This is a genomic window from Rasiella rasia (assembly GCF_011044175.1).
Lineage (GTDB): Bacteria > Bacteroidota > Bacteroidia > Flavobacteriales > Flavobacteriaceae > Marinirhabdus > Marinirhabdus rasia.
The window spans coordinates 3,207,501-3,221,614 of the sequence record NZ_CP049057.1 but is presented as its reverse complement, the minus strand read 5'-3'; the positions used below and the strand labels follow the sequence as shown (position 1 = coordinate 3,221,614).

Genomic DNA, 14,114 nt, shown 5'->3' with positions numbered 1-14,114 from the left:
ACGTATGAAACAGACTGCTAAATTATTCATGGTTGCTCTAATCGCAGGAGCAGTAACTTTAGGAGGATACAAGTTTTTTGTTGAATCTGACACACCGACAGCTTACGTCACTCAAAACGAATCTTCATTTATACCCACAAACTACGCTGGGGTAAATTCGGCTGCGATAAATACCGATTTCACAGATGCTGCAGAAAGAACAGTACATGCCGTGGTACATGTTCAAAACACAACTACAAATCGTCGCCCCTCTAATATGATGGAATATTTTTATGGTGGTGGTAAAAGCAAACCTGTTGTTGGTTCAGGTAGTGGTGTTATTATTTCACCAGACGGTTACATAGTAACCAATAATCACGTAATCGAAAATGCCGCACAATTGCAGGTTACTTTAAACGATAACAGAACGTATAATGCAGAACTGGTTGGCACAGACCCTAAGACCGATATTGCTTTAATTAAACTAGATAGTAATGACGAATTTCCATATGTTCCGTTTGGCGATAGCAACGAGATAAAAATTGGAGAATGGGTACTCGCCGTTGGGAATCCGTTTAACCTTACATCTACTGTTACAGCTGGTATTGTGAGCGCAAAAGCACGTGACTTAAACGAATTTGACCGCAATCCGCAATCGTTTATCCAAACCGATGCCGCCGTTAATCGCGGAAACAGTGGAGGAGCCTTGGTAAACACACGGGGCGAATTAGTAGGTATTAACACAGCCATTACTTCGGAAACGGGAAGTTATGTAGGGTATTCTTTCGCTGTACCTAGCAACAACGCTAGAAAAGTGATAGAAGACATCATGGAATTTGGAAACGTGCAACGCGGTATTCTAGGAATTTCTACCATAAATACTAAACTCGCGCAGCGACAAGGAGTAGATATTTCCGAAGGCGTATACATTGCAGATATTGAAAAAGGAAGTGGTGCCGATAAAGGCGGACTAAAAAAAGGAGATATTATAAAAAATATCGATGGTTATAAAGTGGCGAAATTCTCTGACCTTGTTGGCTATTTAGGTTCAAAAAGACCAGATGATGTGGTAGATGTAACTGTTGTGCGAAACGGAAATAATAAAACTATACCTGTTACCCTTATTAAACTTGAAACATTTACTATTGAAGACACAGGACTAGAAATACGAAACGCCAATCGGGCACAACTAAAAGCATTTGGTGTAGAAAATGGCGTTGTGGTTTCAGATACGCAATCGCAAGATCTAGCGGTGCTTAAAGGGGCAATTATTGTAAAAGTAAACGATAAAGATGTTAGCAATATTGACGACGTAAAACAAATTATGAGAACTGGCGGATTTGGAGAAGCTGTAAAATTGACCTTTGTCGATGGTAATGGCCAACTAAATTCATACATATTTAGGTAGAATAATCATAATTATTCTGTTAAATACAAACACCCCTAAACTTTAATTAGTGATGGGGTGTTTATTTATAAATATACTTCTATAAGAGCGTAAAAATCTGTATTTTTGCACCCAAATTTAAACCCGCCCTGTTCAACAAAAAGGGGCCTCTAAAAAACAACCACTATGAGTTTTGATGACGTTTATGAAAAAGAACTGTCTTTTCAAACCGATCGCCGTAAGGCTTCCGTAGAATTTATTAAAACCGTTAGCGACCTTTGGTACGATAAGTCGATTGAACTCGTGCTTTTTCGCAATCAACTAATCGACCGTAACGTGAGTGAAATTTTAAACTTACACGAATATGCGGGCGAATTTGTTCAAAAACCAATTTCAATCTTCGATAGTGTAGAGATTGCTCAGGCAATTCAAACACTAGATCTTCCTCCAGCAAAACTAGACATAGGAAAACTAACCTATGAGTATCACCTAGAAGACAATCAATACGAGAACGCTTTAGCATTTGTTTCAGACAAACTAAAAGATGCTAAGGACGTAAAAGATATAACTCCAAAAGATGTGGTTTTATATGGCTTCGGACGTATTGGTAGATTATTGGCACGTGAGTTAATGACACGTACTGGTAAAGGAAACCAAATGCGCCTTCGTGCTATCGTAACTAGAGGAAATGTAGATCAAACAGTGCTAGAAAAAAGAGCATCTTTATTACAATACGACTCGGTTCATGGTGATTTTTTAGGAACTGTTAGTGTAGATGTTGAAAACAAAGCACTAATTATTAATGGTACGACTGTACATATAATCTCTGCGAATCAGCCAGAAGATATAGACTATACAGACTATGGAATTAACGACGCGCTAATTATAGACAATACAGGTGCCTTTAGAGATGATGTTGCCTTGGCACGTCACCTTGTACCAAATGGAGCGAGCAAAGTATTATTAACAGCTCCTGGAAAAAATGTACCGAATATTGTTCATGGTGTAAATCATGAAGAGCACGATCCTGCAAAGGTTAATATATTCTCTGCGGCGTCATGTACAACCAATGCAATCACACCAGTTTTAAAAGCAATAGAAGATAGCTTTGGCGTAGTACAAGGACATTTAGAAACTATTCATGCATATACCAACGATCAAAACTTGGTAGATAACATGCATAAAAAATACAGACGTGGTCGTGCGGCCGCGCTTAACATGGTTATTACCGAAACTGGAGCTGGTCAGGCTGTAAGTAAGGCACTACCTTCTTTTGAAGGAAAGCTTACCTCAAATGCCATACGAGTGCCTGTTCCTAATGGATCATTGGCTATTTTAAAACTTGAACTTGAAGCAAAAACTTCAATCGATGGTATTAACGCTATCATGAAAAAGTATGCATTAGAGGGCAACCTAGTAGAACAAATAAAATACAGCCTCAATAATGAACTTGTGTCAAGCGATATTGTTGGTTCTTCGGCACCCTCAATCTTTGATAGCAATGCAACAATAGTTGCTGCAGATGGAAAAAACGCTGTTTTATACGTATGGTACGATAATGAATACGGGTACAGCCATCAGGTAATTAGATTGGCAAAGTATATTTCTAATGTTAGAAGATATACGTATTACTAATAGTATCTACATAATATAATTTTAGCCCAGTCCATAAGACTGGGCTTTTTTATGACTCCCTTAACTCAATATTAGTCGGTATTCTTTCAATTTTGTGATACAGAGAAAGATATAATGACTAAGAACAAGCGAAAGGCATATAAGAAGAAGCGGTATACAATCCCTATAATTATTTTGGCGTTATTAATTGCGGCAAGAATATACCTTCCGTATTGGGTGAAAGACTACATAAACGAGGTACTAGCAGACATTCCAGGATACTACGGCCAAGTAGAAGATGTAGACATGGCTCTTTATCGTGGGGCTTATGTTGTAGAAGGAATGTATTTAGACAAAGTAGACGCAGATACCCAAGTACCTTTTTTAAATTTTCCTAAAACAGATATCTCTATCGAATGGGGCGCACTTTTTGATGGTAGCATAGTAGCAGAAATAATTATGACTAGCCCTGAGGTAATCTATATTCTAGAAGACCAGGAAACTACACCTGTAGAGGGTAAAGCAAATATAGACGACTGGACCAAAGCTCTTACCGATATTGTCCCGCTAGAAATAAACAAGTTTGAAGTTTTTGACGGCAAATTTGCCTTTGTTGAATTAGACAGCGACCCAAACATTGATATTCATATTGATAAAATTCACCTTACTGCAAGCAATCTGCGTAATGTAGTAGAAAAAGAACGTGTATTGCCTTCGCCAGTAACAGCCACAGGTATCTCTATTGGTGGTGGAAATGTAAAACTAGACGGAAACGTAAATATTATTAAAGAAATACCAGACTTGAATCTCAATTTTGCCTTAGAACATTCTAATGTTACTGCACTAAACCCATTTACCAGACATTATGCAGGTATAGATTTTGAAGAAGGAGATTTTAGCCTCTACAGTGAAATTGCTATTGCAGATGGTTACCTTAAAGGATACATAAAACCGCTTTTAAAAGACTCTAAACTCATAGGAAAAGAAGATGGTTTTTTAGGCGTTTTATGGGAAGGACTTGTTGGTTTTTTTAAATTTATTCTGAAAAATCAAGGAACCAATACTATAGCAACTAAAGTACCTATAGAAGGCGATTTAAATAATACGAAAGCAGGGGTTTGGGCTACCGTATTCAACATTTTTGAAAACGCATGGATTAGTGCTTTTAAAGGTGATGTTGATGATGACATCGAATTTGAAGATGCCTTTAACGACTCCAATCTTACCAAAAAAGAAAAAAGAGAACTACGCAAAAAGCAACGAGAAAAAAAACGTGAAGCACGTAAAAATGATACCACAGATGGATTATTAAAACGTATTTTTGATGGTGCCGAAGACGAAGATAAAAACGACGACAACTAAATTGATATGAAAATACAAGCGGCTACTCTTAGTCATCTCAATAAACTTACTCCACTGTTTAATGGCTACAGGGTTTTTTACAAACAACCTTCAGACATAGCCCGGGCCGAAAAATTTCTTACAGAACGATTAGAAAAGGGCGACTCTACCATATTTATAGCGATTTCAGAAAACGAAGAAGCTATGGGATTTACACAGCTCTATCCGTCATTTTCTTCGGTTTCAACCCAACGCACCTATATTTTAAACGATTTGTACGTTTCCGAAGCACATAGAAAAAAGGGGGTTGGTGAAGCCTTAATGCAGCATGCTAAACAATTTGCTATTTTAAAAGGTGCAAAGGGAATTACATTAGAAACAGAAACTCACAATCCAGCACAACACTTGTATGAACGAATTGGCTGGAAAAAAGATACCGCAGTTTTTCATTATACCTGGGAAATACACTAGAGAATTTTCCTTATTTTTATATTCTTAAACTTCAATACATGGACCACCTTACAAAACTAGAAGAGATGTTGGATAATGCCAACGCAGCTATTAAAAATGGGCACTATGAAAAAGCTGAAAACATCTTAGAAGAAATGATAAAAATCGATCCTAACTACGGAAAAACATACAACCATTTGGGGTTTTTATATGAGACAAAATTTAAGGAATATGAAAAAGGAGAGACACTCTACAAATTGTGTTTAGAGAAATCACCTATGTATCCGGCCATCTATTACAACTATTCGGTGCTTTTATCTACACTTGGTAAATGGGATGAATTAAAAGAACTCTTAGACCAAGCCTTAAATATTCCGGGTGTTACAAAATCTACCATTTATAACGAATACGCCATCATGTACGAGCAGCAAGGTAAACTAGACCAAGCTATAGAGCAATTCAGAAATGCAGGCCTTAACACCTTAGATCAGGCTACCTTAGACCGCGCTAAAAAGTCTATTGAACGCTGTAAGTCGAAAAAAGAACTTTTTTAAAACTGCGATAATACCCTAAAAAAGGTATGTTAACCAGTTCATTGTGGTAGTTTTGCAGAAAAGCAGCTAAAAATGAATTCCTTTCAGGATTTTAATCTTACAAAGCAATTACATTTCGCCCTTGAAGATTTGGGGTTTACACAATCTACGCCCATTCAGTCGCGTACGTTTAGCCCCATTATGGCAGGTAGAGATGTAGTTGGTATTGCACAAACAGGAACAGGTAAAACCCTTGCCTATACACTTCCACTTATTAATGGTTTAAAGTTTTCAAAAAAGAAAGAAACGCGAATCATTGTTATTGTACCTACGCGCGAATTGGTGTTACAAGTTACCCATGAAATTGAAAAGATTGGCGCCTACTCTTCTATAAAGGTTGCTGGGGTATATGGTGGCGTAAATATGAACACTCACAAAGAGCTAGTAATGCAAGGAGCCGACATTGTAGTAGCAACCCCTGGACGTTTATACGATTTAATTTTATGCAGAGCCTTAAAAGTAAAGGCAGTAAAAAAAGTAGTAATAGACGAGGTAGATATTATGCTAGACCTCGGTTTTAGGTTTCAACTAACTAATATTCTTGAAGTACTTCCTGAACCTCGGCAGCATATTTTATTTTCTGCAACTATGACCGAAGATGTTGCCGAATTTATCGATGTGTTTTTTAGAAATCCAGAAACGATTTCGGTTGCCGTTAGCGGAACTCCGCTCACCAATATTGAGCAGTTTGCCTATAACGTACCCAATTTTTATACGAAAGCAAATTTATTGCTTCATCTATTAAAGAAAAAAGAGACTTACAAAAAGGTTCTGGTTTTTGTACCTAACAAGAAGTCGGCCGATTTACTTTTCGAATTACTTGAAGTCAAATTTGGCAAAGAAGTCGCTGTTATTCATTCTAATAAAACTCAGAATTATAGAATACGTTCAATAAACAACTTTAATAACAAAGTCACCCGAATTTTAGTGACTACAGATGTTATGGCTCGCGGACTAGATTTAGACGCAATTAGTCATGTTATTAATGTAGACACTCCGCGCTATCCCGAAAATTACATGCATCGTATTGGACGTACAGGGCGGGCTAAGGCACAAGGGGTTTCTATGCTTTTTTCTACGGAAAAAGAACAGCCATTAAAAACCGTTATTGAAGACTTAATGGACATGAAAATTAATGGACTTCCCCTTCCCGAAGACCTCAAGATAAGTACCAAATTAACCTGGGAAGAACAGCCAAAAATTATAGAGCGAGACAATCCGCACAAAAGAAATACAGAGGAAGTAGGAGCTAGTTTTCATGAGAAAAGCGCAAAAAACAGTAAGACAAATCAAGGAGGTAGTTACAAACGCACCATCAAAAAGAAATATAAAAAGGCAAAAACAAAAGGCGATAAAAATTTTAATCAGCGTAACAAAAACAAAGGAAAAAAACCCTTCTAACGCAATAAACAAGGCTATAGTAGTCTAATTTAAACCATTTCAATGCGCATAGACATCATCAGTGTTGTACCAGAGTTATTACATAGTCCGTTTGAAGCGTCAATTTTAAAACGCGCTATCGAAAAAGGCTTGGTAGAAGTACATTTTCATAATTTGCGCGAATTTGCAACCAATAAATACAAGCAAATAGACGACTACCAATTTGGAGGAGGTGCGGGTATGGTTATGATGATTGAACCAATTGATAAATGTATTACTAAGTTGAAATCGCAACGAGACTACAACGAAGTAATATACATGACTCCAGATGGCAAAACGCTAACTCAGGGCGATGCTAATGAGCTTTCACTGAAAGAAAACATTATTATTTTGTGTGGTCATTACAAAGGAGTCGATCAGCGGGTGCGAGATCAATTCATTACTAGAGAAATTTCAGTTGGTGACTACGTTTTAAGCGGAGGTGAATTAGCAGCTGCCATTGTATGTGATGCTGTCATAAGACTTATACCTGGTGTTCTGGGTAATGAAACCAGTGCCTTAACAGATAGTTTTCAAGACAACTTATTAGCCCCACCTATTTATACGCGGCCAGCAGACTACAAAGGCTGGAAAGTTCCTGAAATTTTAACCAGTGGCAATACTCCCAAAATAGATGTGTGGCGTGAAGAACAAGCATATAAGCGCACCGAAGAACGAAGACCCGATTTATTAGAGGATTAGGACCTTTTTGTAAAGTTCATTTATAGACTATAAGCGAGTGATTGTAAACTAGGTAGCATGTATCATGTTTGGATATTTCAGAACAAAACACGAATAACCAAGTACACTTTGTAATTTATCGCTTAGACAGTTGGCTCATTTTAAAAAAAGAGTATCTTTGCACTCGATTTATACCAACCTCTGACGATCTTCGTGAATGTTGCTGTAAACATAACATTATCAAAAAAGTAAACATGGAAGCGTTAATAAAATTTGTACAAGACGAATTCGTAACGAAAAAAGAATTTCCAAAATTTGGAGCTGGAGACACAATTACTGTGTACTACGAAATCCGTGAAGGAGAAAAAACAAGAACACAGTTTTTTAGAGGTGTTGTTATTCAATTAAGAGGAACAGGAACAACTCAAACCTTTACTATTAGAAAAATGTCAGGAACTGTTGGTGTAGAGCGTATCTTCCCAATGAACTTACCTGCATTACAAAAAATTGAGATAAACAAAAAAGGTAGCGTTCGTAGAAAGCGTATCTACTACTTTAGAGGTCTTACAGGTAAAAAAGCTAGAATCCGCGAAAAGCGTCAATAAGCTGTACCTACCGTATATAAAGCGACTCCATTTTAGGGTCGCTTTTTTTTGTGAACAATTGTTTATAACTGAGGTTTATAAATTGTTCATATCTAACACCTTACATTTCTTGGTAATTTAAATTAGTGTAGTACATTAGCACTATCGAAACAATGCAACCATTGTTTTGTAAACATAAAGTAACGTTCTTTATTTCTTTTTGAAAATTGTTTGACAAGCTAACGATTTCTTGTAGATGGTTACTTTGGAGATTTTTAAAAAGTACGGAAGTAGTTTTTGAGGATGTATTCAATAATGTAAATTAAAGAATCGCCTATCACAAAAACAATAATACTTCTTTTTGAAATACGGTCACAACTGCAAGGTTTTAATAAACTTGCTATACATCGTCAAGATGAGTTGGTAACGACACGTTTTCACAAGGAGCCATAGCAGAGTGCCTAGCACATTGTTATGGCTTTTCTTGTTTTTATACCCACCCCAAAGTAAAGCAAGAATACGTTTCTATTATTTATTATAAAAAAGTGCTAAACTTTCAATTCATGGCACAACTTCCCTTTTTAAGCACCGACTAAATCCGTATCTTTGCAACCCATCTTTTAGAGGGAATTTCAACACTATTAAACGACAATCAACCGTTATAAAATCTGCAACATGACTAAAACAGCTAAAATTATTTATACCAAAACTGATGAAGCTCCATTCTTAGCAACACATTCCCTATTGCCTATCATTAAAGCATTTACAGGACCTTCAAATATCGATATTGAGACTAGAGACATCTCTTTAGCGGGTAGAATTTTAGCAACCATGTCAGATTACATTACCGAAGACCAACGCGTTCCAGATGCCTTGGCAGAACTTGGAGAACTTGCTAAAACTCCCGAAGCAAATATTATAAAGCTTCCTAATATTAGCGCTTCTGTACCTCAATTGGTAGCCGCTATCTCAGAACTACAATCAAAAGGCTTTGCCATACCAGACTACCCAGAGAATCCAACAAATAACGATGAGCAAAAAATTAAGGCAGCCTACGACAAAGTAAAAGGTAGTGCTGTAAACCCAGTGCTTAGAGAAGGTAATAGCGACCGTCGTGCACCAAAAGCTGTAAAGAACTACGCGAAGAAAAATCCTCACCGCATGGGTGCCTGGAGCGCCACAAGTAAAAGTCATGTTGCCACAATGAGTGCAGGCGATTTTCGCCACAATGAGCAGTCTGTAACCGTACAAAACCAAGGGAGTGTATCTATTGTTTTAAAAGCAACAGACGGTTCACAAACTATATTAAAAGAAAACATCTCGTTGTTAAGTGGTGAAATTATAGACGCCAGTGTTCTAGAAAAGAAAGCGTTACTTGCTTTTTTAACAGAACAAATAAAAGATGCTAAAGATCAAGGTCTACTTTTTTCATTACACATGAAAGCGACCATGATGAAAGTAAGTGACCCAATTATTTTTGGACACGCTGTTCGTGTGTTCTTTAAAGATGTTTTTGATAAACACAGCGCTGTTTTTTCTGAAATTGGAGTTGATGTGAACAACGGTTTTGGAGATCTCCTAAATGATCTTGTTAAACTGCCAGAAGCAAAACGTAACGAAATCATGGCAGATATCAATGTAGCAATGCAGGATAATCCGGATTTAGCAATGGTAAATAGCGACAAAGGTATTACAAACCTGCATGTACCAAGTGATGTCATTATAGATGCTTCTATGCCAGCAATGATTAGAACGTCTGGACAAATGTGGAATGCGCAAGGAGAGCAGCAAGACACCAAAGCCGTAATTCCAGATAGTAGTTATGCTGCCGTATACCAAGCAACAATTGATTTTTGTAAAAAGCATGGCGCCTTTGATCCAACAACTATGGGTACCGTACCTAATGTGGGACTTATGGCACAAAAAGCCGAAGAATACGGATCTCATGATAAGACATTTGAAATAAAAAATGCGGGAGTTGTTGAAGTTGTTGACAACGCTGGTAACGTTCTCATGACACACAACGTGAATGAAGGTGATATTTGGCGTATGTGCCAGGTTAAAGATTTACCTATTCAAGATTGGGTGAAATTGGCAGTAAGTCGTGCGAGAGCTACCGGTTGGCCGGCAATATTTTGGTTAGACCAAGAACGAGCACACGATGCTGAATTAATTAAAAAAGTAAACACATACCTCCCAAATCATGATACGAGCGGATTAGAAATAAAAATTCTATCTCCAGAAAAAGCCACCTCTTATACGCTAGAACGAGTTCGCAAAGGAGAAAATACTATTTCTGTAACAGGTAACGTCTTGCGAGATTACCTTACTGACCTCTTTCCAATTCTAGAATTAGGAACCAGTGCAAAAATGTTATCTATTGTTCCATTAATGAATGGTGGCGGTCTTTTTGAAACTGGTGCCGGAGGCTCTGCCCCAAAACATGTGCAACAATTTGTAGAAGAAGGTCACCTACGCTGGGATTCGCTTGGCGAATTCTTAGCCATCGCGGTGTCGCTAGAACATTTAGGAACAACGTATAATAATGACAAAGCAATTTCACTTTCAGAAACATTAGACGAGGCTACTGAAAAGTTATTAGAAAACAAAAAAGGCCCTTCAAGAAAAGTAAACGAGTTAGATAATAGAGGTAGCCATTTTTACCTAGCACTTTATTGGGCACAGGCTCTTGCAAACCAAGATAAGGATGAAGTTTTAAAAGAAAGATTTACTCCTATTGCAACCCAATTGGCAGAAAATGAAACTATCATATTAAGCGAGTTAAATGAAGCCCAAGGAAGCCCTGTAAACATCGAAGGCTATTATAAGCCAAATGAGGCACTTGTAAATAGTGAAATGCGTGCGAGTACTACGCTAAATAATATTCTTGCAGGAATTGTTTAAAAATAAAAAAGGTTACACAGGCAAATGCACTTGCCTGTGCAACCTTTGCCACTCATTTTTAGGAATTTTTGTTGTCTGATAAAAAATTGAAATTGAAAAACATATTATGGGTTGTATGCTTATTTATAGGCATCACAGCTTTTTCTCAAGAAAAATACACCCTTAGCGGGATTGTGTCTGAAGCCGATACTGGCGAGACACTTTTCGGGGTAAATGTTGTAATACCTGCTCTCGAAACTGGAGCCATTACCAACGAATACGGCTTCTACTCTATCACACTTCCCGAAGGAACATACGATGTCTATTTCAGCACGATAGGTTTTGCCACTGTTAAAAACAGTGTAACCCTTTCAGAAAACACCACGCTAAATAATGCACTAGCCATAGATACCCAACAATTGGATGAAGTGATTATTAAAACAGATATTGAAGCTCTCAATATTAGAAAACCAGAGATGAGTGTTAATAGACTCACTGCAGAAACCATTAAAAAAATACCTGTGGTATTAGGGGAGAAAGATGTAATTAAGGCCATTACATTGTTACCTGGCGTTACAAATGCTGGTGAGGGTGCCAGCGGATTTAACGTTCGTGGTGGCGCAGCCGATCAAAATTTGATTCTACTCGATGAAGCCACACTCTATAACTCTTCACACTTATTTGGTTTCTTCTCGGTTTTTAATCCCGATGCTATTAAAGATCTAACACTTTACAAAGGAGGTATTCCTGCTCGTTATGGAGGGCGTATTTCTTCAGTCTTAGACATTTATCAAAAAGACGGAAATAAAAAACAATTTAAAGCCAATGGCGGTATTGGTCTAGTAGCGAGCAGGCTGTTGCTTGAAGGACCTATTAAAAAAGACACCGCATCTTTTCTAGTGGGTGGTCGCAGTAGTTATGCTCACTTATTCTTACCGCTCTTTGACAACGATAACATTGCATACTTTTACGACCTTAATACCAAAATTAGCTACAACCTTAACGAGAAAAACAGGATATTTCTTTCTGGTTATTTTGGTCGAGATGTATTTTCAATCGCAGATAGTTTCAGTAATAACTTCGGAAATGCAACTATCAATTTACGCTGGAATCATATTTTTAACGACAAGCTCTTTAGCAATCTATCCCTAATTTATTCAGACTATTATTACGGTCTTGAATTAAATTTCGTAGAATTCGATTTTGACAGTGGCATTCAAAATTTCAACTTAAAATATGATTTTACCCACTACCTTTCTGACAATTTAAAACTCCAGTACGGTCTTAATGGTATTTATTACCAGTTTAACCCAGGTGAAATTAATCCTACAACCGAAACTTCAGGCATCAATCCGTTTAAACTTACTGACAAATACGCCACAGAAAATGCACTGTATGCAGACGCAGAAATTGAAGTAACAGACCAACTCTCTGTTCAAGCGGGACTAAGATTTTCTACTTTCAATAGACTTGGGCAGGACGCCTTAAATGTTTACAGTAATGACAACCCTATTCTGTATAATTCAGATTTAGATATTTACCAAAAGGCAACACCAATTGATACCATTTCATTTAAAAGAAGTGAGACCATTAAGTCTTTTGCAAATCTCGAGCCCCGTATTGCTGCGGCATTTCAACTTAATGAAACGTCTTCAGTAAAGGCCAGTTACAATCGCACAGCACAATATATTCATCTTATAAGCAATACCACCTCCCCAACTCCTTTCGATATTTATGCTCCCAGCGGAAAATTTATAGAACCACAATTAGCAGATCAAGTGGCAGCTGGCTTCTTTAAAAAATTTGAAAACTATTCTTTTGAAGTTGAAACATTTTATAAAACAGTTTCAAATCGTCTCGATTATGTAGATGATGCAGACCTAATTGCCAACGATGCAGTAGAGCAAATTTTATTAAACGGTGAAGCTAGAGCCTACGGATTAGAATTATTATTTAGAAAGACTGAAGGAAAATTAACGGGTTGGATAGCCTACACCTTGTCAAAAAGTGAACAACGCACCCCAGGAAGAACTACAGAAGAAATTGGAATCAACAACGGACAATGGTACAATTCTGCTTGGGATAAACCCCATGATATTTCTGTTACCGCACAATACGAGCTTAACAAAAAATGGTCATTTAGCGCAAATGGAATATATCAAACCGGGCGCCCAAGTACATTTCCCAACGGGCAATACGAATTTAACAACATTGTTGTGCCAGTGTACGAAGCAAGAAATAGCAGTAGACTCGCAGCTTTTCATCATATAGATATTGCTGCAACTTGGACTCCAAAACCCAACAACCCCAAACGTTGGAAGAGTGAGTGGGTATTTAGTGTTTACAATATTTACAATAGACGAAATGCTGCCTCCCTTTCCTTTAGAGAAAATACAGATATTGGTCAGAATGAAGCTGTACGCTTGTCTATTTTCGGTATTATCCCCGCAATTACTTATAACTTTAAATTTTGATGATGATGAAGAAGCTATTTATACTTATCGCAGTAGCAATTGTGAGTATTTCATGCGAAGATGTTGTTGAAATAGAGCTAAATGAAGACACTCCAAAAGTAGTTATAGATGCGAAACTAACTAGAGATTTAGCTACCAATGAATCACAGGTTTATGTGCGCATTACCACTACAGCACCATTTTTTGGAACAACAATACCAACAGTTTCTAATGCAATAGTTACAATTACAGATGCGTCTGGAACAAGTGAATTAACACACACCTCCAACGGGGTGTACACGGCAAATATTTCGGTAGAAGACAATGAGACTTATACCTTAGAGATTAATTACAATGGCCAAGTTTATACGGCATCTGAAGTTCTAAATACCGTACCTCCCTTAGAATTTGTAGAACAGCGCAATGATGGCGGCTTCTCTGGTGAAGACATAGAGCTAAAAGCATTCTTTACAGACCCAGCCGGTGTAGAAAATTACTACTTTTTTGAAGGCTTAAGTGAAGCTGGTAATGTTTACGACACTTTTTATGATGAATTCTTTGATGGCAATGAAATCTTTGGTTTCTACTTAGTTGAAGACATTGAACCCAACGACGAAGTAACCTTCTTTTTAAGCGGAGTAGATCAACAATTCTATAACTTTATGTTCACCTTACTTCAACAAAGCTCTGAAGATGGTGGCGGCCCATTTGAAACACAACCCGCTACAGT

Annotated in this window: 11 protein-coding genes (1 of these 11 only partly in view); all 11 read left to right on the top strand. The window is 37.4% G+C overall.

Going from position 1 to position 14,114, the window contains the following annotated elements; all coding sequences use genetic code 11:
* Positions 1-4: 4 nt before the first annotated feature.
* A complete protein-coding gene (locus tag G5B37_RS14340) occupies positions 5-1,387 on the top strand; it encodes a trypsin-like peptidase domain-containing protein (protein ID WP_164680700.1) in 1,383 nt (460 codons plus the stop codon).
* Between the two features lie 165 nt (positions 1,388-1,552).
* Positions 1,553-3,001 carry a glyceraldehyde-3-phosphate dehydrogenase gene (locus G5B37_RS14335; RefSeq protein WP_164680699.1) on the top strand — a complete coding sequence of 483 codons (1,449 nt, stop codon included), beginning with the start codon at positions 1,553-1,555 and terminating at the stop codon, positions 2,999-3,001.
* Positions 3,002-3,115: 114 nt separating this feature from the next.
* The gene (locus G5B37_RS14330) at positions 3,116-4,342 is read left to right on the top strand and encodes a DUF748 domain-containing protein (protein WP_164680698.1); all 1,227 of its coding nucleotides are present in this window, start codon (positions 3,116-3,118) and stop codon (positions 4,340-4,342) included.
* Between the two features lie 6 nt (positions 4,343-4,348).
* Positions 4,349-4,792 carry a GNAT family N-acetyltransferase gene (locus G5B37_RS14325; protein WP_164680697.1) on the top strand — a complete coding sequence of 148 codons (444 nt, stop codon included), beginning with the start codon at positions 4,349-4,351 and terminating at the stop codon, positions 4,790-4,792.
* Positions 4,793-4,830: 38 nt separating this feature from the next.
* On the top strand, positions 4,831-5,325 hold the full coding sequence (locus G5B37_RS14320) for a tetratricopeptide repeat protein (RefSeq protein WP_164680696.1): 495 nt from the start codon (positions 4,831-4,833) through the stop codon (positions 5,323-5,325).
* 72 nt (positions 5,326-5,397) lie between these two features.
* The gene (locus tag G5B37_RS14315; protein WP_164680695.1) at positions 5,398-6,765 is read left to right on the top strand and encodes a DEAD/DEAH box helicase; all 1,368 of its coding nucleotides are present in this window, start codon (positions 5,398-5,400) and stop codon (positions 6,763-6,765) included.
* A gap of 42 nt (positions 6,766-6,807) precedes the next feature.
* Positions 6,808-7,485 carry a tRNA (guanosine(37)-N1)-methyltransferase TrmD gene (trmD, locus tag G5B37_RS14310; protein WP_164680694.1) on the top strand — a complete coding sequence of 226 codons (678 nt, stop codon included), beginning with the start codon at positions 6,808-6,810 and terminating at the stop codon, positions 7,483-7,485.
* Positions 7,486-7,718: 233 nt separating this feature from the next.
* A complete protein-coding gene (gene rplS / locus G5B37_RS14305) occupies positions 7,719-8,069 on the top strand; it encodes a 50S ribosomal protein L19 (protein WP_164680693.1) in 351 nt (116 codons plus the stop codon).
* A 654-nt stretch (positions 8,070-8,723) separates the two neighbouring features.
* Entirely contained in the window at positions 8,724-10,952 is a 2,229-nt protein-coding gene (locus G5B37_RS14300; RefSeq protein WP_164680692.1) for an NADP-dependent isocitrate dehydrogenase, read from the top strand.
* Between the two features lie 92 nt (positions 10,953-11,044).
* A complete protein-coding gene (locus G5B37_RS14295) occupies positions 11,045-13,405 on the top strand; it encodes a TonB-dependent receptor (protein ID WP_263649811.1) in 2,361 nt (786 codons plus the stop codon).
* Between the two features lie 5 nt (positions 13,406-13,410).
* Positions 13,411-14,114, top strand: partial view of a DUF4249 family protein gene (locus tag G5B37_RS14290; protein ID WP_164680690.1) — the 5' portion only. The gene runs 97 nt beyond the window's last position; only the first 704 of its 801 coding nucleotides appear in the window; its start codon is at positions 13,411-13,413; its stop codon lies off the right edge, out of view.

Excerpts from the sequence above, each read along its gene's own strand:
- trmD (WP_164680694.1), top strand. The coding sequence starts at position 6,808 with ATGCGCATAGACATCATCAGTGTTGTACCAGAGTTATTACATAGTCCG.
- G5B37_RS14330 (WP_164680698.1), top strand. The coding sequence starts at position 3,116 with ATGACTAAGAACAAGCGAAAGGCATATAAGAAGAAGCGGTATACAATC.
- rplS (WP_164680693.1), top strand. The coding sequence starts at position 7,719 with ATGGAAGCGTTAATAAAATTTGTACAAGACGAATTCGTAACGAAAAAA.
- G5B37_RS14340 (WP_164680700.1), top strand. The coding sequence starts at position 5 with ATGAAACAGACTGCTAAATTATTCATGGTTGCTCTAATCGCAGGAGCA.
- G5B37_RS14335 (WP_164680699.1), top strand. The coding sequence starts at position 1,553 with ATGAGTTTTGATGACGTTTATGAAAAAGAACTGTCTTTTCAAACCGAT.
- G5B37_RS14315 (WP_164680695.1), top strand. The coding sequence starts at position 5,398 with ATGAATTCCTTTCAGGATTTTAATCTTACAAAGCAATTACATTTCGCC.
- G5B37_RS14300 (WP_164680692.1), top strand. The coding sequence starts at position 8,724 with ATGACTAAAACAGCTAAAATTATTTATACCAAAACTGATGAAGCTCCA.
- G5B37_RS14320 (WP_164680696.1), top strand. The coding sequence starts at position 4,831 with ATGGACCACCTTACAAAACTAGAAGAGATGTTGGATAATGCCAACGCA.
- G5B37_RS14325 (WP_164680697.1), top strand. The coding sequence starts at position 4,349 with ATGAAAATACAAGCGGCTACTCTTAGTCATCTCAATAAACTTACTCCA.